We start from the raw sequence: 19,916 nt of genomic DNA, 5'->3' as shown, positions 1-19,916 counted from the left end.
GCTATCGTGAGCCACGTGACGACGGTTGCCACTCTGATGGATTCACTTTCGCGCCAGGCTTAACCTTCTGATAACCGGTTACAATAACTTTTTCACCTTCGCTCACACCGCTTTTCACAACGTATTGGTCGCGATATATTTTGCCAATGTCTAGAGTGCGACCTACAACCTCATTGTTCTGATTCACCACATAGACTGACAGCGAGCCATCTGGCTGACGGGTTGTGGCTCGTTGAGGCACTAACAACGCGTTCTCGCGACCTGTAATCACATGGCCCTTTACAAACAAACCTGGAAGTAAAACACCGTCGGGGTTCGGCATTTCAGCACGGAGGGTAACTGAGCCAGTGGTTTCATCTACGGTGACTTCAGAAAACTTTACACTGCCCGTCTGGTCATAGCGCTCACCTGTCACCTCGTCTACCGTTACTTCAACGTCCATTGAGCCCTGCTTTCGCATAGACTGACGAAGGGTGATGATAGAAGAACCAGACTCCTGCATATCGATATACACTGGATCTAACTGAGTTATGGTCGCTAATTGCTGCGCTTGATTTGTAGTAACCAAAGTACCTTCGGTAACAAACGAACGGCTGATACGGCCACTGATAGGTGCATAAACCTTGGTATAACCCATGTTTACTTTAGCCACATCAACAGCGGCCTCTGCCACACTGATCGCTGCCTGCGCTTGGTCTTTTTGGGCAATTACATCATCATACTCTTGCTTACTTACGGCATTTTGGGCCACTAAGTCATCGTAACGACGGGCCTTTGCTTCCAACGTTTTAAGGTTTGCTTCCACGCTCTTAAGATCGGCCTTAGCACTATTTAACTGCGCTAAGTACCGTGCTTCATCAATTTGATAAAGCTGCTGACCTTTTTCTACGTGAGCACCTTCTTCAAATAAACGGGCCGTAATCACGCCGTCTACCTGAGGGCGAACTTGCGACTGTCGAGAAGGACTTACCCGCCCAGGCAACACCATTTCATGTACTACAGGCTGCTTTTTCAGTGTAACCACCGATACCGACGGCGCTGGCATGCCTTGCTGAGCGCCCGCCTGTGCTTGCTCACCTTCGTTTGAACACCCAACAACACCAATTAGTGTTATCAGTGCTGCAGTAACATAAAAAATGCGACCCATAAATTTTCTATTTCCCAATAACTATTACAGAGCGCGATACGTGCTCTGTGCTTCCAATATAAACTCAGTGACTTTTGCTTGTGATATGCCGAATCTTTTTGAGCCTACCGAAATCTCAAAAATAAAGCGCGGTGGAGACTCGACATAACAAGCACTATTTATTACGAATCTAAACGTAGATAGCTCATATTGTGCGCATTTATACATCACAATAAAAGAGAATGAAGTCGAAGTTACCGATGTTGTCGGTCAATCACCGGAGGGTTTGTACTTTATACGAATAATACGAAATCAGTTAGGCACAGACGTCCTATTTAAACGAATAGTACTTTAAAAGCACTTGGTAAGCGTGAATTACATTTTGTGCTTTTTCTTGCTCACCGCCCTTGTCAGGGTGCACTAACTGAAGGTTTTTCTTGTATGCGCGCTTCAACAAAGTGAGCGTCATGGTTCCTTCTTCAGACAACCCCAGCAACTGGTGAGCCTCATCAATTTCACCGGGCTGCACAACCGTGACCTTTTCCCCAGCCATTCGCTGCCAGAATTCATCGAGCAAATTATCAACGCTGTTGCGGTCCGCTTTCTCAAAATTAGACCAATCCAAATAGTAATCAGCGAGGTTATCGACCTCTTCTAACTGGGCGCTGTGAACTGTGTAGTCGCATTTTTTCTCTACCACCGATTGTTTAGCTACTAACTTAATATTGAGCGCGTGAATACTGAGTTCACCCTCGTTTTCGCTTCGCCAATAATGTTTGAGCTTATAGAGCACATGAAACAAAACAAAATGTGTTTTAAAAAGCACCAGAGGATCTCGAAGTGCGTCTTCATCGAAAAATTGATAAGGTGCTTTTTTTAATAATTCAATGAGAGCGTATTCGCTCAATCCCTCTCTAAATAACGCTTTTTGCGTCGACAATACATCGAATAATAGGTCCGCTTGCTGAGCGCCTATACTTTCATTGTCGGTGTTTGCGTGCAAATTGATTTTCTCCCGCTTGAAAGACAGGCTCCTCTGGCTGAATCTCAAAATGTTGCCCCATAAATAGCGGCGGCAATATTTATTATAAGAAACTAATCCAAAAGACCCGATTGACTGTTAAAGTAGGTTGGTCAAACTAAAATAACAACCTTGGAGTTCACTTGAAAGCACTCATTGCCCTTACCAGTATCGTTGGATTTCTGATGGTCGTATTGCCCGGCCCACTTTATCAATACGCCGGGGTGAGCCTTGGCACAGCGTTTACCTCATTGCGCTTTGGCGTTTATGTAGGCGGAGCCGCCATAATATTGATCATCTTGCAGATATTAATTAATCGCAAAAACGTGAGTTGGGGAAGTACATTAATATGTGCCATCTTGGCTTTAGTTGCGGTCGCCATGCCCGTTAGCATGATGAGTAAAGCGAGCGCTGTTCCGCCAATTCATGATATCACCACCGATGTTACGAACCCGCCAGAATTCGTGGCCATCGCTCCACTTCGAGAAGGTGCGCCTAATTCGGTCGCCTATGAAGGCGGTGATGTAACCAAACAGCAGCTAGAAGCATACCCTGAAATCAAAACCCAGCTTCTTCCACAACCAATTAACGAAGTCTATGTCGCTGCCGAAAGCGCGATTGCGGCGCTAGGTTGGGAACAAGTCACCGAAGGTGCTTTACCAAATACCCTTGAAGCGACCGACACTACCACGTGGTTTGGATTTAAAGATGACGTGGTGATAAGGCTCACCGCGAAAAGCGATGACACCCTGGTTGATGTGCGCAGTAAATCACGAGTAGGAAAAAGTGATTTAGGTAAAAATGCAGAGCGTATCGAAACCTTTATGGCCGAGCTTAGAAACCAACTGGGCTACAACTAAATTTTACGCATTGCCTGTTTATGTGCGACGCAAACAAAACGAAAAAGCCCGGCAGCGATCCTGTCGGGCTTTTTTTACTCAATAATTTGTGGGTCAATTTTAACCACGTTGCAGAAGGCGTTAATGCGCAAGTTTTAAGACCACTACCCCCGCAACAATAAGCGCGACGCCAAAATAACGCGCTAACGAAGAAGGGTCACCATAAAACATGACGCCAACTAAAAACGTACCTGCCGCTCCAATTCCCGTCCATACCGCATAGGCAGTGCCAATAGGAATGTGTTTTTGTGCCATCCACAGGCAAAAGCCACTTGCAGCCATAAACCCTATCGCAAGCAAGATACCCATTACTCGGGTCTCCGCTTCCTGCGACATTTTAAGCCCAACAGGCCAGCCGATTTCCAGTAGGCCCGCAACAATCAAATACATCCAGCTCACTACTCTATCCTTTTACGTCTGTACATATCAGCACTAGGGTAACCGTTAAGTCTCAAATGAACACTCTACGCGTCTTGAAATTCGGTTACCTAACCTTTTTATTTACAGACTTGCCAATTGAAGGCTGACCATACCCAAAACTGCCGCATTTAACCGGTTGAACCAGCGCCAAAAGTTCGGACGCTGCATATGATGCGCAAAGCGTGCAGTCAGCGTACTTAAACCAATAAACCAAACAATTGATGCGCCAATGGCGCCGCCAACGAACCACCATTTGTTTTCCTGCCACTGACTTGCCAAATTACCCATTAGCAGCAAGGTATCTAAATAAAAGTGAGGGTTCAGCCAAGTGACTGCTAACGCAATTAAAAGGGCTTTTTTGAACGAAAGCTGTTTTTTTGCCATTTGCAAAACTAACGCGTCATTTGCCATAGAGGATTTAATCTTGTTGAAAGCAATCCATAACAAAAATGCCACGCCAGCCCATTTTGTAATGGTCACCAGCATGGGATATTCCTGAAGTAATAGGCCAAACCCCATAGCGCCCAAGCTTATGGATATTGCGTCACTTAAGATAAATAGCAGCACAAATAAGCTTGTCCACTGTCGCTTCATTGATTGCTCGATAAGAAAGCTATTTTGCGCACCCACCGCGATGATAAGGGTTCCGCCCATCACGAAACCACTTGTTACTGCCGCTAACATGTTACCTGCCTCTTAAGTAAAACAATTATAAAATTTAAAACGCTCTGGCTGGTGCAGCTTTAAAATCAAAGATGCTGTACAACCAAATAATTGCCTTGATTTTATACACATTGGAGGACTAAATTAAATTAATGATATTTGTTTTTGATAAGCAAAATTAATATTTATAACCTTCTTTTCACAGGTGGCTTTTTTATGCTTGATTATGATGCGTTGCGGTGTTTTCACGAAGTGCTTCGCTATGGTGGCTTTGAAAAAGGAGCTCAGGCCCTCAACCTTACTCAATCTGCTGTCTCGCAAAAGATTAAACGGTTAGAGCAAAGTGTCGGTGGCCCGGTTATGGTGCGAACAAAGCCCTTAAAGCCTACTCCGCTGGGAAAAGAACTGCTCGCGCACATACAAAAGGTTAGTGTGTTAGAAGAAGCGTTAAATATTAAAAGCGGGCTTGAAGCCTCCGCTGCCCCGCTAAGTGTAGCGGTGAACAATGATGTATTGGCGACGTGGTTTTCCCAAGTGATGGCTGCATTTTGTGACAAGCGCGCTAACCCTGTCCATATCGTTAACGCAGACCAAACACAAACCCGTGATATTCTTCAGCAGGGGCGCGTTATGGCCTGCATAAGCCAAACGGGCACACCGGTCACCGGCGGCCAGTCAGTAAGGCTGGGCACTATGCGCTATCAACTTTACGCGTCTCCCCGCTTCATAGAGCGCTATTTGCACAAAGGCATATCACCAGCACATGTTATGGCTACACCAGGGTTACTTTACGATGAGTATGATGTCACTTTACTTGCTGACTATCAGAGGGAATGCCTTAACATTGCGCCAACCTTCACCTCCTGTCATTGGTACCCCTCATCTCATGGGTTTGTAAAAATGGCGTTAGATGGCGTGGTGTGGGCACTACTTCCAACACTACAAGTTGCGCAAGAAGTAGAAAAAGGTGAACTTGTTCCCCTATTCCCTGATCAGGAATTAGGCGTGCCTCTGTTCTGGCACTGGACAACCCTTGAGTCTGCTGCACTTGCCGATTTAACCAGGGCAGTTAAACACATAGCCAAAGCTCAATTAATATAGGAACTGGTTAAGAGACCGCGGGGGCCTCGTCTTTTTTCTGCGCTTTAACGCGATACATAATTTTATCGGCTTTATCCAGCAAACTGGTTAAATCCTTACATCGCTCTTGAGTGATATAGGCGCCAACACTGGCTGTTACGGGTATAACATAGTTATCTGTTCTAATGTCTCTGTCGCTCAAACTAGCTTCTACACGAGCCGCTAAACGCTCCGACTGCCCTTCACTGTAACAATGACTCAACACCACAAATTCATCCCCACCCAAACGACCAACTGCATCCTGTTCTCGACACCGACTCTTTAAAATCTTGGCAATAACCTGAAGCACTTTATCTCCGGCATGGTGACCATATTGATCGTTAATTTCCTTGAAGTGATCAACATCAATAAAGAGAAGCGTAAGATATCCTCGCTCCTTGTTGTAAGTAGACAAAATAGTATTCGCCATGCTTTCCCATCCGCTGCGATTGAGTAAGTTACACAAAGCATCTGTCGAAGCTCGCTTAAAAGCCCCCACTCTATCATCGTCTAGTTTTTTTACTTTTCTGCATGTCGCCATAGCAAATATAAATGCTTCCAGTGTGATACCAACAACCAGTCCGTATCGATACATAAATTCTGACGTGTCTACGAAAACTAGACGGAAAAGCATGGTTAGCACCATTACCGCAATGCCAGTCATAACAAGGGCTGAACAGTGAACTTTTCGATAAGTGGCATATACGCAACTTGATAGCGTACCAGTCATAGTGATTAGCGTTATCAGACTTAGCGTGTGATTAACGAGCGCTGCCCCACTGTAAGGAAGTACAAGTTGCAACATAGATAACGCCAAGGCTGTATTCGCCATTCCAAGTAAGAAATGACGCTGCCAACCCATTAATAACACTTTGAAATCGAGCAGTTGATCAAGAAATCTAACAGCAGCAAAAACAGTGAGCCCAGCAAACAACAAAATAAGCTTAAAATTGGAAAAAAGACTTATATCGGGGAAAATAATGTTTAACAGTCCCTCTTGAAGGGAAAAAAAGATGGCCGCACTGAACACGTAAAAACTGTAGGAATAAAAGCCATAGTTGCGCATGCTGCTTCCTAACATGCCTACGTAAAGCACGAGTGCGAAGCAAAAACCAATAAACAAGCTCATCGTAAGGGTGTGAACAGAAGAAAATCTTTGATAATCGGCTAGCGTAGAGACATTTAACGTTAAAAACCTTTCAACTTGAGAGCTTAAGTCTAAGTAAAATAGCTTATTTGATGGGTCGAGCGGATAAGCTTCAAAAGCGCCAGGGAGGGCGGAGATTTTGCGCATGTCCTTATCATACAACTGATTGAACGAGATAAAATTATCAGAAAAATAAAGTATATGGGGCGAGTCAATATCACAGACAAAAGAAAAACGTTGCTGTCCCGCCTCTACCGGCACCTTAGCGGTAATAGCAAGCCCATCTTCTCCGGCCATTTCACATGCAGCGACCCCTTGAAAACTAACGACTAACAGTCCGAGGCAAAGCCATAAGCGGGAAAAAACGTGTGAGACATTACTTGTCATAAATGAATTCCTACCGGTACTACTGCCAAATCCGTGTAGCAAGCATATCCCTGTAAACCATCACATAACGAGTGTTACGCTCCGCGGGTGTTAATGATAAAATTTTATACCTATAAAGCGTAGTTGAGAAATGAGAAAACACAGCAAAATCTCACCGAAGATTAACTCAGTGGCTAGGTTTAATAAGATTTCCTGCTAGAGAGTTTCGCCGCCGTCCACCTGAAATTTGACCTCTGCAATACCGTTAAGACAAGGCTTTGCAAATAAAAAACCTTGGAATCTTTGCACGCCCATGTGTTGTAACCACAGCCACTCTTCTATTGTCTCTACCCCTTCAACGACAAGCGGAATCCCCATTGCATTAGCAAACTCTAATACCGCTTCAGTAATAGCTTGCCGATGGCCATTCTCGTGAATTCCTGTGGTAATTTTTCTGTCTAGCTTTATTTTGTCTGGGGAAAAGTCAGCAAGCAGCGATAGCCCTGCGTAGCCAGCGCCAAAATCGTCTATGGCAATTCTGATACCGCGAGACCGAATGCGCTCGATAGCTTCGAAAAAAGCGTCGTTCTCTTTGATTATTTCTGTTTCGGTTACCTCTAACACTAATTGTTCTGGCTTGAGTCCGTTTTGCTTCAATAATTTATATAAATATTCGCCCACATCAGGTAAGTAAGTAATTGCGCCGGGACATAAATTAATAGAGAGTGACTGAGTTGGGTTGAGTAACTTCGCCCCTTGAGCAATAGCAATGGCTTTACTTTCAAGGTCAAACTTATACTTCTCTTCACCGTCTAAGCAATCGAGTATCGCTTCAGGAAACTTGCCATCGTCACTTCTTATCAAGGCTTCTAATGACGTGATTTTGCCTTTAAAGGTGTCGATGATTGGCTGAAACGCAAATTGGATGTGTGAGCTCTCAAACTGAGCAATCGAGGTAGCCTTATTGATGACTTTAGCACTTACCCGCTTGCGTTCCTCATTGCTCAAACAGGTGCGCCATTTTCCAGAGGCAAAGCTGTTTAATAACGCAAACATTCTTCCTTCTCTACTGAGACTGAGGTCTGGTGGTAGCCAGTAGCAACGACTGCCCTCGTTCACGGCCAGAGTCCTTAACGACCATTCACCAAAATCTCTTTTATGAACGACAAGTTCAGTCACCTTTGCGATATTGGTGTGCCGACTATCTTCTTTGATGTGTTCGAAGAGCGATTGAACAACTTCGCCATTCCCTTCAAGTACCTGAAAAAAATAGTCACCATCAAATAACAAGATACCTGTAATGTTGTTTTCTTGATTAAAAGGTAGAGAGTCTGATGTGATCTTGAGTAAGTCATCCTCACTAAAGTTTGCCGTTGCTTTGCTTCTATAAATTAGCTGTTTAAGCACTAATGCCCCGCTCATTTAAGATTGCTACTTTCCATGTGGTGGATTTGCCATACGTTAAAGGGCATGCCGTCAGAGTTAATGTTAACGACACTACTTCAGTATAGACATTACTTAAAAAACTCACCAATGTGAATCGAGATGTATTTGGCTGTGAGGGGGATATTTAGCGTCTTTCTATAGCAGGAATTTCTAAGTAGGCGTCAGGGTCTGACTCTTTTAACGCATTGAGTTTTCGTTTTCTGTCGGCACGCGCATCAATGGTTTCTCCAAACACTTCAATGTGTAAGTCGGCGATGAGTGCTTTTCCTTCTTCCTTAGTGAGCAGCCCCATTAATTCACCTGCGTGCATAAAGCCCTGCACTCTGTATTTGTCTGCATCCACGTTTTTACCCGCTTTACTTGCCGAATATAGTCGCATTAGTTGTGTTGTGCATGCATCAATAAAACGCGCTTTTTCACCATGGATGGACATGACTCTTTTCCTTTAAAACAGACGCTAAAAACTCCACTCTAGCGAGTTTCAACGTATATAGATAGATAACAAGGTCTATAAAATAACACCATAAACGCCCTTATTTTCAATAATTTTCGACTAAAGTTCATTAGCGCAAAAGCCTCACGAAACCTATTCTTACACCCACAACAGCCAGTCCACCTAAGGTGTTAGAGACAACTGCTCTCTATGAAGTCACGGCGAGAAGGTAAATGAGGCGCGTTATGCAAGTAATTAAAGCAATAGTCCTGTTAGCTGTTTTGTCATGCTCCCCATTTACTTATGCCAAAGACGCGGGACATCACTGGCAGTCAGCACCCCACCATTTGTCTGCATTGGTAGGTACAACCTACACCAAAGATCACGGGAACGCGTTCACATTAGGCATAGACTACGAATACCGAGTGAGCGATTTTTTAGGTGTGGGGATTGTCGCAGAGTACGCTTATGAAGACCTGGATGCGTATACTTATCTATTGGTCGCAGACCTTCACATTACTCACAATTTTATTGCACAAATTGGCCCTGGCGTAGAGTTTCACGGCAGCCATAAAATGGAAGTGGTTCGATTAGGCTTTTTGTACGAGTTTGAAGCGTCTGGCTTTACCCTCTCACCACAGCTTCATTATGATTATCACCGCAACCATAAAAGCGCAGTGGTTGCAGGGCTTGCTATTGGTATGTCGTTTTAAACCACTTGCCCAGCAGCCCAGCCACTGCTCCACGCCCACTGGAAGTTAAAGCCGCCGAGCCAGCCGGTAACGTCAACCACTTCGCCAATGAAGTAAAGGCCTTCTACATTTTTAGCCATCATGGTTTTTGATGATAGGTCATTAGTATCTACACCACCTATAGTAACTTCGGCGGTTCTATATCCTTCTGTACCATTGGGTTTTACCTGCCAATTCTCAAGCGTGTCAGCAATGGCGTCACATTCCCCATGAGTAAGCTGTTTTACCGGTACGTTGCGCCAGTTATGATACTCAATAAAGCTCTGGACCATTCGCTTGGGGAATACTTTATTTAGGCAGGTAGCCAGCAGCGCATCTGGCGTTTCTGTGCGCGCGTTTTGCAAAAGTGCAGCAGCATCGTCATTGGGTAGCGTGTTAATACTTAGGCTGTCACCCGCCTCCCAATAGCTGGAAATTTGCAGCATAGCTGGGCCACTTAACCCTCGGTGGGTAAAAAGCATCGCCTCTTTAAACGTGGTGCCATTACAGCTCGCATAAACGTCTACGGCAATTCCGCTAAGTTCAGCCAGCGTTTCTTTGTCTTTATCGTGCAAAGTAAATGGAACGAGAGCAGCACGAGTAGGTAAAACATTAAGTCCGAATTGTTCAGCAACTTTGTAACCAAATGGGGTAGCACCAAGCTTTGGCATACTCAAGCCGCCAGTCGCAATAACCAGCGACTCACACTCATAATCCCCATTTGTAGTAGAAAGTAAGTACCCACTTTCAGTTTTTTCTACCGTCGATATTTCGCAGCGCGTGGTGATAGTCACGTTTGCTTTATCACATTCCTTAAGCAATAAGTCGACGATTTCTTTGGCACTGTCGTCACAAAACAGTTGGCCCAAGGTCTTTTCGTGATAGGCAATACCGTATTCGGCAACCAAGTTAATAAAGTCCCATTGGGTGTAGCGGCTAAGTGCTGACTTACAAAAATGTGGATTCTGCGATAAAAAGTTCTCGGGGCTGGCATACATATTTGTGAAATTACAGCGGCCACCGCCTGACATCAGGATTTTTCGGCCTACTTTTTTGGCATGATCGAGCACTTCTACGCTGCGCCCGCGTGCCCCGGCCTGGGCTGCACAAAAAAGCCCTGCAGCACCGGCACCAATAACAATCACATCGCGCTTAATCACGGCGGTCCTTAGGAAACACCGCTAGTGGGTGTGTGGTAATAAGCTGAACGAAAGCGCGGTTACCCGGCTTTATGGCATTTTCGTGGCTAACACGTACTTTTAGCTCGTCGCCGCTATCTAACCTCACTGCGTATAGTCGGCTTTCGCCCTCGTATCGTACCCACTCAATGGTGCAGTTAGTTTCATTAAGCCTAGCGTCTAAGCTTAAATCATCAGGGCGAACCAGCAAATCTACATTGCCGTTAGCACCGTGAAGCGGCGTGCCTGGCACCTTGCCAATTTCTGTAACAACCGTTTTATCAGTATTTGCTTCGCTGCTGTCGAAAGTTGCACTTAAGAAACTGGCCTCTCCCATAAAGCGCGCTACAAAACGGCTGGCTGGCGAAGAGTAACAGGCTTCTGGCGTGTCTAATTGCTCTAGCACGCCCCTATTTAAAATTCCCACTCTGTCGCCAACGCTAAGCGCTTCTTCTTGGTCATGGGTTACCCAAATAGCGGGCACACCTGCTTTTTTAAGCGCATCGCGAATTTCCCAACGCAAACTATCTTTAAGCGCGGCATCTAAGTTTGAAAGCGGCTCATCAAGCAATACATAAGCCGGCTCGTGGGCCAGCGTTCTTGCTAATGCTACCCGTTGCTTTTGTCCGCCAGATAAACGCGCGGGTTTGGCATCTCGAAAGTTATCCAGCCCTAATAGTTCTAACCAGTGATCAGCCAGCTTCGTATCTTTTAAACGAAAACACACATTCTGCTGCACGGTGAGGTGTGGAAAAAGCGCAAAATCTTGAAACACCATACCCACGTTGCGCTTTTCAGGCGGAACATGCTTGCTAGACGTACTTTGCCATTTACCCAAGCTCATGGAACCCTCGGAGATGGGAATAAGCCCTGCAAGTGCTTGCAAAATAGTAGTTTTACCGCAGCCGGTTGGCCCCACTAGCATAAGGATTTCGTCTTGACCAAGCTCAAGATTTAACTTGTCGACAACGCGGGTAGACCCATAATTCACTGACAAATTACTAACACTTAGCATTACGAACGATCATCCTCAGTAACGGTGAATTGGGCTTTTCTCTCGCCCGATAGCATGAGTATTAATCCCATACCTGATAATAAAACTAATAATAACCCCGGCACAGCGGCACGACCAAAGTAGCCTGCCTCATAAACCCGCCACATATACGTGGCTAGTGTTTCAAACCCGGTAGGCCCCAACATTAGCGTGGCCGGCAGCTCACGCATGGCTTCTAGGAATACTAACGCAGCGCCTGCAATCATACCACGTAGGGTTAGCGGTAGCGTAACGCGTATAAACGCTTCCCGTGGGCTAGCACCGAGTACACGGGCAGCTTTCACTAGCCCTGAATCGATATTTTCGGCAGTGCTTCTTACGCTACCAACCGCAAGGGGTATAAAGCGCAGCACGTAAGCCATCACCAGCAAGCTTAGGGTTTGATAAAGGGCTGGAAGATATTTAAGACCAACGTAAACCAAGGCTGTTCCCATAACAATACCGGGGACACCAAAGCCAAAATAGGTGATACGTTCCATAAGTCGCCCCGCTTTCCCGGCAATCGCAGCATGAGCGACGGGAATAGCGAGTAATACGGCAACAATGGCGGCTATAAATGACGCATGAGCAGAATTCCACGCATAGCTAAATTCAAAACCGCCTGTACCTTCTCGCACTAACCACAGCGTAAAAATAGCAAGTGGAAGTACAATAGCCATAAATACCACCGGCATGGTGGATAGCAGCATCAGGTTGCGCTGCCAGCGAGCTGGAAATAACGATAAATGCCTGCCTGGACGCTCTTGAGCGCCGCTCACGCGGCTTTCTATGAATAGGATTAGCCCAACGATAACCATAAGCTGCAGACTTAGCATAGCTGCCTGGCTCAATCCGAACGCATTGTATTCAACAAAAATTACGCGGGTGAACGTGTCGAAGCCCATTATGGCTGGTGTACCGAAGTCAGACAACGCATAAAGTGCAGCAAGTAAAGCGCCCGCCGCAACACTATTAACGACACGCGGCAATACAACACGCCAAAGGCTAGCGCCTAGGGATAAACCCAACGTGCGGGCAGCATTGACTAAACTAGCATCTAAACTCAAAAGGCTGGAACGAGTTGTCATCATCACGAAAGGATACGTGTACAGACTCATTACTAACGCAGAGCCCCACAAACCGCTAATAGGCGGCGTTGAAATACCCAAAATGTTTTCTATTTCTCCGCCCCGACCAAAGGAAAAGTACATTGCAAACGCGCCAATATAACTAGGTAGAGCTAGAGGGGCTGCGAGTAAAATAAGCCAGAAGCGCTTAAACGGCATTTGCACATAGGCCGTGAGAAAGGCTAGAGGCACACCAATAAGCACAGACCCAATTATGGTAAGTGCCACCAGCGAAACAGTGTTGCCTAAAACCCGAAGATTATGAGTATCGAAAAGCTGCGCACTATCTTGAGCTAAAGAAAACAATACGCCGACGGGCAATAAAGCCATCAGCGCGATAAGTAGTGCCAGTGGATACGACTTTGGCCAGTTTGTCACAGTACGCCAACTTCCCTCATAAGATTAAGAGTGGGGCGTAAATCAGCCAGTTTGCGAAGGTCCATTTCTGGCGGAGAGAGCGTGCTCAAACTTGCTAAGCCTTGAGGCTGTTCAACGCCTTGAACCAAAGGTATTTCGTAAGCTTCACGAGCAAGATACGACTGCACTTCTTGTGACAGCAAATAACGAATAAAGTTAACCGGTAAGTCGCCTTCACTTAACGCGACAATACCAGAAGCGTTAACCAAACAGCCCGCATCACCCTTACTGTAAGCGAGGGCTACATTGGCGTTGGGTTTACCCGACTTAAGACGAAGCGTGTAGTAGTGATTGGCAAAACCAATATCCACTTCACCACGTTCTACGCCCATCACCACGCCAAGCTCGCCGGCATATTTTTTGGCGTGCTTGTTAATTCCTTTCAGCCAGGCTTTAGTGGCCTTGTCGCCTTCTAAAATGCGCATTGCTGTTACAAATGACTGGAACGACGAATAAGCCGGTGCCCAACCCACTTTTAAATCGCTATCGGCCAGCGCCATTACGCTTTCTGGAATTTGCTCGGGCTTAACACGCTCTGTGTTGTAAGGCAGTGTGCGTACACGACCTGTTACCGGTGACCAGCTAGGATACTGAAAATCTTCGCGAAGCTGCGAACGCAGGTCGTTTGGCAAAGGTTTGGCAGCGCCAGCATCAGTGACTACACCAATTGAACCGGTATCCACCGCCCAGAAAAGGTCCGCGCGCTTTACGCCCGCTTTCGTCTCAGCAACAATGGTATTTGCAAGTGCTGCCGATCCGCCCCTTCTTACCTTTAAGTTAAGTTTTGGATTGCGCTTTTCAATCGCTTTTAGAACATTCTCGTATAGACCGCCCTCGCCGCGACCCAAATATAAGGTAAGCTCGCCTTCTAATTTTGGTAATGATTCAACAGACACGCTACCTGTTTGCGTCATTGCCTGAGCAAGACCAAAGGGCAAGCCTGATAAAGCACCCGCTGCTGCTAAGCCCTGTAAGAATGTTCTACGTTGCATACACCTTCCTTAAAATACGTCTTTGCGACTTTGCTCTACTTCGACTAACAGCGCTCGGGCGCGATCAAGCTTGACCTGCATAGACTCGACTACTTTGCGCACAGCATCTACGCCTGTATCTTTCGAGATAGCCTGAGGAAGCGTAACGTTAAAGTCTTTTTCAAGGTCTTCAACCAATGCTGCGTCTTTTGCAATTAAGTCACCTTCCACGCCTTCGAAGCGCTGAAGATAAGTATCGTGAACAAGCGTTGTTGCGACCTCGTGCAATTGTTCTGCATACTTCGCAACCACGCGATCAAGACGTGTTTTAATATCATCGATTACTTCAGGGCCAGTGGTCGGTTCTTTTGCAGTGGTTTGAACCTTGTTCACTAACCCTTTCTTTTGATACTGGGCTGCAAGTTTAACTGCGCCTAGCGCCTGCCACAAGGCATGATTTAAGTTCTCTTGCTCCACGCGAACAGCGTCAACAGGCTTACCTTCATCTATTGCCATTTTCACGCCGTAAATACCTTGCCAAATAGAGGCATAAATCGGCACGTACTGGGTTTCAATCGCAGAGTGGAAGTCCACCTCTTCCCAATATTCGATGAGCGCGTCTGACTTAACAGACTTGTCTTTTGCTTCATACGCATCAACAACACTGCCAAACTTCTCTTCTAGCCAATGCACCTCTTCCGTGTATTCACCAAGGTGCGCGTGAAGATTGTTCACGTGATCGCCAATCGCACCGTTTGCAAATGCTTGAGACGATAGCATTGAGAATGTCACCGCTGATGCCAGAACCAGAGCACCCATTTTTTTCAGTGTTGTTGTCATAATTATTCCTAAAACGTTTGTCTTTTCGCGCAAATGATACTTATTATCATTAAGAAAGTAAAGGTAACTGAACGAGTCCACACGCTATGTAGCTTGGCGTCCTCGCCTAGATGACATGCGCCTAAAAACCTCTTAACCATAAGCTAAAGTAAATTAATGTTAGCTGAACGTGTTGATATTTAACGCAATTCCTTAAGCGGGAGATCATATTCTGATGACATTTTAATGAATTTCAATGTTAAGTATACGGATATGTAAATTAACGAATATTCACGAACGCTTAAACGAAAAAAGCCCGCAACCTAGGTTGCGGGCTTATCTTGATGTTTATACTGAAAAGCGTACTTACAGGCTATCTAGCATGGTTTGTGCGTCGCTTACGTCAAACCTACCTGGGTCTTCCACATTCAGCTTTTTCACTTCGCCATCTTCTACTAGCATTGAATAGCGAAGCGAGCGCAAGCCACCGAAATTACCTGTGCTCATATCCAGACCAATTTGTTTAGTAAAGAAACCGTTGCCATCAGCTAGCATTACAATTTCGTCCGCATTGTTCGCTTTACCCCATGCATCCATCACAAATGCATCGTTAACACTCAAGCAGATAATAGTATCAATGCCTTTCGCTTTGATTTTATCAGCAAGCGCTACATAGCCCGGCAAGTGTGCTTGTGAACAGGTCGGCGTAAATGCGCCTGGCACTGCAAACAACACAACGCGTTTTTCCGAAAACAACTCATTCGTTCCTGGGTTGGTTATTTCGCCATTTTCTAAAAGGCTAAAATCTACTTCAGGCAAAGTGCCCCCAACTTGTATCATGCTACTCTCCTAGATTTTTTTGACACAAATACACATCAAATCTGTGTTTTTTGCTTTCAATAGCCATTGATGCTTTCATTCCTGCCAGCACGTCTGCACTGTTTGGGCGTTTAACCACTACCCGGTGCGTAGCTAGCTCTAGTGCTGGCGGTAACAGCGCATCTGCGTCTGGATCATGACCAAGCAGTTGCTGAAACAGCCGCATTTCCTTTTTCACCAAGGCTGACTTCTTTTTGTGTGGGAACATGGGGTCTAAATAAATAGCGTTCACATTCTCACCACTGAAGTATTGCATTACCTCAGCACTATTTCCATGCCGTAAGCTCATTTGTGAAGCAAGTTCTGGAAAACTAAGCGCTAACCTGCGGATGCCGTCTTCAAGCAGCGCCGCTACAATAGGGGAGCGTTCTATCATTGTCACTTTGCAGCCCACACTCACAAGTACAAAAGCATCTCGTCCTAACCCGGGCGTAGCATCTACAACATGCCACTTTTCATTCCCCTTAAGGCCAATGGCTTTAACAATAGGCTCTTTACGGCCACCGCCATGCTGCTTTCGGTATAAACTGGCGGGTGACGCAAAGTCTACTTCTACTGGCAATACCTTTTTATCACTCGCGTCAGCAAGACCAAGCACACCATTTCTGACCTGAAGGTAGAACCCTTCATTATCTTTTTCACTATGAGTGATAATAGGGAAATTCCACTTTTCACTTACCACATTCACTAGCGCAGTATCATCACTACTGCTATTTTCAGCAAGAACTAAAGGCACACTATTAAGCATGGCCGTACTGCTCCTTGTGCCCTATCCATCTATTTATAATGGCTTGAGCGTGAGAGGGGTATTTGTCCCACAGGGTATAGGCTATTTCCTGTACTTTTGGAATAAGTGCAGCGTCGCGCACTAAATCCGCTATTTTAAGCTCAGCCATACCGGTTTGTTTGGTGCCCATAAATTCACCTGGGCCTCTAATTTCTAAATCTCGCTGTGCAATATAAAACCCATCATTCGACTCACGTAACACGCCCAGACGCTGAGTCGCCGTTTTAGATAATGGGCTTTGATACATAAGTACGCACTGACTTTCAACAGCACCTCGCCCCACCCTGCCTCTAAGCTGATGAAGCTGCGCCAACCCTAAGCGCTCTGGGTTTTCAATGATCATGATACTGGCGTTAGGCACATCTACGCCCACTTCAATAACCGTAGTGGCTACCAGTAAGTCGAGTTTGCCGTCTTTAAAGTCAGCCATAACTTGGGCTTTTTCCGCAGGCTTTAGTCGCCCGTGTACTAATCCTACCTGCAAGTCAGGTAGCGCGGTGCGCAATGTAACGGCGGCATCTTCTGCGGCCTGACACTCTAACACTTCAGATTCATCAATAAGGGTACATACCCAATAGGCTTGTCGACCATTATCTTTACATGCCTGTCGCACCCGCTCTATCACGTCGGCGCGGCGTGTATCGGGTAGCACAACCGTTTGCACTGGCGTTCTCCCGGGGGGGAGTTCATCAATAATCGACGTGTCTAAATCGGCATAGGCTGTCATGGCCAACGTTCTTGGAATAGGCGTCGCCGTCATAATTAGCTGATGAGGGTAGCGACCTTGCTGCTCGCCTTTATCGCGCAGGGCCAAACGCTGATGTACCCCAAAGCGGTGTTGTTCATCTACAATAACCAGCGCTAGCTGCTGGTAGTTCACGCTTTCCTGGAAGATGGCGTGAGTACCCACCAGCATTTGAATATCGCCAGCTTCTAAGCGCGCCATTACTTCATTGCGCGCTTTTCCTTTAAGCTTTCCAGCAAGCCAGCCCACTTCAATGCCCAACGGCTCCAACCAGCCGCGAAAGTTGTTCGCGTGCTGTTCTGCCAAAAGTTCTGTAGGAGCCATCAAGGCCACTTGATGCCCTGCACCTATGGCAGACAATGCGGCGAGTGCTGCCACCAAGGTTTTACCCGAGCCCACATCGCCCTGGACCAGACGCATCATGGGCCGCGCATGCTGCATATCGTTTTGTATATCTTTAACCACGCGCGACTGGGCCCCTGTGGGTGAAAATGGCAGCTGCGCTAACATTTTATCTATCAGAGGCTGGTTCACTTTAATGGGAATACCTGGCTGGGCGTCAGACAGCTTACGCACTTTAAGCACGCTTAAGTGATGTGACAGTAGCTCTTCTAATATCAACCGATACTGGGCAGGATGAAGCCCCTCTTCCATTTCATGAACGTCTACATCAGGTGGCGGGCGGTGCACTAAATGCAGAGCTTCGTTGAGGCTAATTTGCTCGTCGTAAATACCCTCAGGCAATAAATCTGCAAGTGCGCCTTTATCTAACAGCTTTAACGCTTGGTCGGTTAAATTGCGAAGGGTTAACTGCTTAACCCCGTCGGTAGTGGGGTAAACCGGCGTGAGCGACTCTTCGGTAGGTGGAGCGTCCTCATCAACTAATTTAAATTCTGGGTGCATCATTTCAATGCCCCATTTCCCAGTGCGCACTTCACCAAAGCAGCGTACGGTGTTGCCCGGTGTCATCATCGACCGCTGTACAGCACCGAAGTGAAAAAAGCGCAGCGTAATAGTGCCCGTGCCGTCGCTTAGCTTAACCACTAACATGCGCTTTTTACCATACTGAATATCAGCGCTCATTACTTCGCCCTGCACGCTAACGTGAGTAAAGGGGCGACATTCGGCCACGCTGTATATACGGGTTCTATCTTCGTAGCGATGTGGCAGATGAAACAAGATATCTTGAAGGGTAAACAAGCCAATTTTGTTGAGCTTTTCTGCCACCTTTGCGCCTACGCCTTTAAGCGCAGTAATGGGTGTAGTGGCCAGTGCTTGCATCAAGCGATATCCTTCTTTTGGAACATTAACTATTTAACCTTTGGATTGGCACAAGCTGGTGTTAATCAACGTGTTATAGGAAAAGAAGTGTAAAGGATTGTTGAGGGGTTGGCGAGTACGCTTTAGGCCAGTTTTTTACGCTGGCCCCTATACAAGTAAGAGCAAAACTAAAAGTGCAACCAATAGGTTAGGCCCTAGTCGGCCTCTAGCGCGTTTGCTTCTGCTTTTGTGATCTGCATTTCTTTCCACCAGCTTTCATCGGCATCCACTTCACCAATGGCGTTAATAGCAGGCAAAGGCAAACCTTTGCGTTGGCAAAGTTTATACAAACGCGGGTAACCATTTTGAAAGGCCAATGCTTGGCACTCTTCTTCTGGTAACTGCTGGGTGTTATACATACCTGCAATTGTACGTTGGCGCTGGGCTTCGTAAAGTACCAACGCTGCAGCTACCGATACGTTCAACGACTGCACCATGCCCATCATAGGAATAACAATGTCATGGTCGGCAACGGCTTTCGCCTCATCAGAGGCACCGTATTTCTCTTGACCAAACAAAATAGCCGTTGGCTTGGTGTAATCAATATCACGAAAATCGACAGCGGTATCAGATAAGTGGGTTACCAGCACCTGCATGCCTTGACCTTTTAGTTCAGCCATCGCATCGTTGATATTATCGTGATTGGTTTGACGCACCCATTGTTGGCTGCCCATAGCGGTGCCGCGACGAAACTGGTATTTCTTTTCCCACACGGTGTGAACGCGATGAATACCCACTGCATCACAGGTTCTCACTACTGCAGATACGTTATGCGGCTTGTGTACATTTTCAAGGCAAACCGTAAGATCTGTTTGCCTTCTTTCCAGCACTTGTCTTATGCGCTGGTAACGCTCAGGTGACATGGCTTACTCCGGCAGTTCCATTACACCATCAATTTCAATTTGTGCACCTTTAGGCAATGCCGACACCTGAACGGCAGCACGCGCTGGGTAAGGTTTCGTGAAGTAACGGCTCATGATTTCATTAACCGTTGCAAAGTGACCAAGGTCGATAAGGAAGATGTTCACTTTCACCAAATCGTTCGTTGTGCCGCCTGCCGCGTCACACACCGCTTTGATATTTTCAAAAACTTGAACAGCTTGCGCTTCAAAATCATCAGATACCATTTCCATGGTTTCAGCAACCAGCGGGATTTGGCCTGAAAGGTAAACAGTAGTACCCGCTTTTACCGCTTGGCTATAAGTACCAATAGCAGCAGGTGCCTTATCGGTCTGAATAATAGACTTAGACATAGTAGTTCCTAAATAG

General features: G+C 46.2%; 20 protein-coding genes. 3 read left to right on the top strand and 17 right to left on the bottom strand.

Going from position 1 to position 19,916, the window contains the following annotated elements:
• Position 1 precedes the first annotated feature (1 nt).
• Together C6Y39_RS03225 and C6Y39_RS03220 are read right to left on the bottom strand one after the other, a co-directional pair.
• Positions 2–1,147, bottom strand: a complete 1,146-nt coding sequence (locus C6Y39_RS03225; RefSeq protein ID WP_105929888.1) for an efflux RND transporter periplasmic adaptor subunit — start codon at positions 1,145–1,147, stop codon at positions 2–4.
• Positions 1,148–1,457: 310 nt separating this feature from the next.
• Positions 1,458–2,129 (bottom strand): DNA-J related domain-containing protein, encoded by a 672-nt coding sequence (locus C6Y39_RS03220; protein WP_105929887.1) that lies wholly within the window; start codon positions 2,127–2,129, stop codon positions 1,458–1,460.
• Positions 2,130–2,290: 161 nt separating this feature from the next.
• Between C6Y39_RS03220 and C6Y39_RS03215 the strand changes: the two genes are divergently transcribed.
• Complete coding sequence (locus C6Y39_RS03215; protein ID WP_105929886.1) at positions 2,291–3,007, top strand: DUF1499 domain-containing protein; 717 nt, start codon at positions 2,291–2,293, stop codon at positions 3,005–3,007.
• A 120-nt stretch (positions 3,008–3,127) separates the two neighbouring features.
• On the opposite strand, the gene C6Y39_RS03210 is transcribed toward C6Y39_RS03215, so the two are convergent.
• Positions 3,128–3,445 carry a DMT family transporter gene (locus C6Y39_RS03210; protein ID WP_105929885.1) on the bottom strand — a complete coding sequence of 106 codons (318 nt, stop codon included), beginning with the start codon at positions 3,443–3,445 and terminating at the stop codon, positions 3,128–3,130.
• A 102-nt stretch (positions 3,446–3,547) separates the two neighbouring features.
• On the bottom strand, positions 3,548–4,150 hold the full coding sequence (locus C6Y39_RS03205; protein WP_105929884.1) for a LysE/ArgO family amino acid transporter: 603 nt from the start codon (positions 4,148–4,150) through the stop codon (positions 3,548–3,550).
• Positions 4,151–4,345: 195 nt separating this feature from the next.
• Between C6Y39_RS03205 and C6Y39_RS03200 the strand changes: the two genes are divergently transcribed.
• Positions 4,346–5,230, top strand: coding sequence for an ArgP/LysG family DNA-binding transcriptional regulator (locus C6Y39_RS03200; RefSeq protein ID WP_105930013.1), 885 nt, complete (start codon positions 4,346–4,348; stop codon positions 5,228–5,230).
• 7 nt (positions 5,231–5,237) lie between these two features.
• Here C6Y39_RS03200 and C6Y39_RS03195 read toward each other — a convergent pair whose 3' ends face one another.
• The 3 genes from C6Y39_RS03195 to C6Y39_RS03185 form a co-directional block, all read right to left on the bottom strand.
• Positions 5,238–6,782: a GGDEF domain-containing protein gene (locus C6Y39_RS03195; protein ID WP_105929883.1), complete on the bottom strand. Its 1,545-nt coding sequence runs from the start codon at positions 6,780–6,782 to the stop codon at positions 5,238–5,240.
• Positions 6,783–6,977: 195 nt separating this feature from the next.
• Positions 6,978–8,183, bottom strand: coding sequence for a diguanylate phosphodiesterase (locus tag C6Y39_RS03190; protein WP_240618795.1), 1,206 nt, complete (start codon positions 8,181–8,183; stop codon positions 6,978–6,980).
• 148 nt (positions 8,184–8,331) lie between these two features.
• Entirely contained in the window at positions 8,332–8,640 is a 309-nt protein-coding gene (locus C6Y39_RS03185) for a hypothetical protein (RefSeq protein ID WP_105929882.1), read from the bottom strand.
• Between the two features lie 245 nt (positions 8,641–8,885).
• Here C6Y39_RS03185 and C6Y39_RS03180 point away from each other — a divergent pair, with 245 nt between their 5' ends.
• A complete protein-coding gene (locus tag C6Y39_RS03180) occupies positions 8,886–9,353 on the top strand; it encodes a hypothetical protein (protein WP_105930011.1) in 468 nt (155 codons plus the stop codon).
• Here the strand turns inward: C6Y39_RS03180 and C6Y39_RS03175 are convergent.
• The 10 genes from C6Y39_RS03175 to C6Y39_RS03130 all read right to left on the bottom strand — a co-directional run bounded on the left by C6Y39_RS03175 (position 9,350) and on the right by C6Y39_RS03130 (position 19,900).
• Positions 9,350–10,531, bottom strand: coding sequence for a BaiN/RdsA family NAD(P)/FAD-dependent oxidoreductase (locus C6Y39_RS03175; RefSeq protein ID WP_105929881.1), 1,182 nt, complete (start codon positions 10,529–10,531; stop codon positions 9,350–9,352). The genes C6Y39_RS03180 and C6Y39_RS03175 overlap by 4 nt on opposite strands.
• On the bottom strand, positions 10,524–11,564 hold the full coding sequence (locus C6Y39_RS03170) for an ABC transporter ATP-binding protein (RefSeq protein WP_105929880.1): 1,041 nt from the start codon (positions 11,562–11,564) through the stop codon (positions 10,524–10,526). Before C6Y39_RS03170 ends, C6Y39_RS03175 begins: the two co-directional genes overlap by 8 nt.
• A complete protein-coding gene (locus C6Y39_RS03165) occupies positions 11,564–13,087 on the bottom strand; it encodes an ABC transporter permease (protein ID WP_105929879.1) in 1,524 nt (507 codons plus the stop codon). The genes C6Y39_RS03170 and C6Y39_RS03165 overlap by 1 nt, the downstream gene beginning before the upstream one ends.
• On the bottom strand, positions 13,084–14,118 hold the full coding sequence (locus tag C6Y39_RS03160) for an extracellular solute-binding protein (RefSeq protein WP_105929878.1): 1,035 nt from the start codon (positions 14,116–14,118) through the stop codon (positions 13,084–13,086). Before C6Y39_RS03160 ends, C6Y39_RS03165 begins: the two co-directional genes overlap by 4 nt.
• A 9-nt stretch (positions 14,119–14,127) precedes the next feature.
• Positions 14,128–14,937, bottom strand: a complete 810-nt coding sequence (locus C6Y39_RS03155) for a hypothetical protein (RefSeq protein ID WP_105929877.1) — start codon at positions 14,935–14,937, stop codon at positions 14,128–14,130.
• Positions 14,938–15,282: 345 nt separating this feature from the next.
• Positions 15,283–15,756 carry a peroxiredoxin gene (locus C6Y39_RS03150; RefSeq protein WP_105929876.1) on the bottom strand — a complete coding sequence of 158 codons (474 nt, stop codon included), beginning with the start codon at positions 15,754–15,756 and terminating at the stop codon, positions 15,283–15,285.
• 1 nt (position 15,757) lies between these two features.
• Positions 15,758–16,543: a class I SAM-dependent methyltransferase gene (locus tag C6Y39_RS03145; RefSeq protein WP_105929875.1), complete on the bottom strand. Its 786-nt coding sequence runs from the start codon at positions 16,541–16,543 to the stop codon at positions 15,758–15,760.
• Positions 16,536–18,608, bottom strand: a complete 2,073-nt coding sequence (recG, locus tag C6Y39_RS03140; protein ID WP_105929874.1) for an ATP-dependent DNA helicase RecG — start codon at positions 18,606–18,608, stop codon at positions 16,536–16,538. The genes C6Y39_RS03145 and recG overlap by 8 nt, the downstream gene beginning before the upstream one ends.
• 194 nt (positions 18,609–18,802) lie before the next feature.
• The gene (gene trmH, locus C6Y39_RS03135) at positions 18,803–19,510 is read right to left on the bottom strand and encodes a tRNA (guanosine(18)-2'-O)-methyltransferase TrmH (protein WP_105929873.1); all 708 of its coding nucleotides are present in this window, start codon (positions 19,508–19,510) and stop codon (positions 18,803–18,805) included.
• A gap of 3 nt (positions 19,511–19,513) precedes the next feature.
• On the bottom strand, positions 19,514–19,900 hold the full coding sequence (locus C6Y39_RS03130) for a RidA family protein (protein ID WP_014975316.1): 387 nt from the start codon (positions 19,898–19,900) through the stop codon (positions 19,514–19,516).
• Positions 19,901–19,916: the final 16 nt, after the last annotated feature.

The organism is Alteromonas gracilis (assembly GCF_002993325.1).
Classification (GTDB): domain Bacteria; phylum Pseudomonadota; class Gammaproteobacteria; order Enterobacterales; family Alteromonadaceae; genus Alteromonas; species Alteromonas gracilis.
Note: the sequence above shows the minus strand (reverse complement) of the source record. Positions and strands in the feature narration are given on the sequence as shown.

Coding starts and splice junctions, on each gene's coding strand:
- C6Y39_RS03225 (WP_105929888.1), bottom strand. CDS start 1,147: ATGGGTCGCATTTTTTATGTTACTGCAGCACTGATAACACTAATTGGT.
- C6Y39_RS03205 (WP_105929884.1), bottom strand. CDS start 4,150: ATGTTAGCGGCAGTAACAAGTGGTTTCGTGATGGGCGGAACCCTTATC.
- C6Y39_RS03200 (WP_105930013.1), top strand. CDS start 4,346: ATGCTTGATTATGATGCGTTGCGGTGTTTTCACGAAGTGCTTCGCTAT.
- C6Y39_RS03195 (WP_105929883.1), bottom strand. CDS start 6,782: ATGACAAGTAATGTCTCACACGTTTTTTCCCGCTTATGGCTTTGCCTC.
- C6Y39_RS03190 (WP_240618795.1), bottom strand. CDS start 8,183: ATGAGCGGGGCATTAGTGCTTAAACAGCTAATTTATAGAAGCAAAGCA.
- C6Y39_RS03185 (WP_105929882.1), bottom strand. CDS start 8,640: ATGTCCATCCATGGTGAAAAAGCGCGTTTTATTGATGCATGCACAACA.
- C6Y39_RS03180 (WP_105930011.1), top strand. CDS start 8,886: ATGCAAGTAATTAAAGCAATAGTCCTGTTAGCTGTTTTGTCATGCTCC.
- C6Y39_RS03170 (WP_105929880.1), bottom strand. CDS start 11,564: ATGCTAAGTGTTAGTAATTTGTCAGTGAATTATGGGTCTACCCGCGTT.
- C6Y39_RS03160 (WP_105929878.1), bottom strand. CDS start 14,118: ATGCAACGTAGAACATTCTTACAGGGCTTAGCAGCAGCGGGTGCTTTA.
- C6Y39_RS03155 (WP_105929877.1), bottom strand. CDS start 14,937: ATGACAACAACACTGAAAAAAATGGGTGCTCTGGTTCTGGCATCAGCG.
- C6Y39_RS03150 (WP_105929876.1), bottom strand. CDS start 15,756: ATGATACAAGTTGGGGGCACTTTGCCTGAAGTAGATTTTAGCCTTTTA.
- C6Y39_RS03145 (WP_105929875.1), bottom strand. CDS start 16,543: ATGCTTAATAGTGTGCCTTTAGTTCTTGCTGAAAATAGCAGTAGTGAT.
- recG (WP_105929874.1), bottom strand. CDS start 18,608: ATGCAAGCACTGGCCACTACACCCATTACTGCGCTTAAAGGCGTAGGC.
- trmH (WP_105929873.1), bottom strand. CDS start 19,510: ATGTCACCTGAGCGTTACCAGCGCATAAGACAAGTGCTGGAAAGAAGG.
- C6Y39_RS03130 (WP_014975316.1), bottom strand. CDS start 19,900: ATGTCTAAGTCTATTATTCAGACCGATAAGGCACCTGCTGCTATTGGT.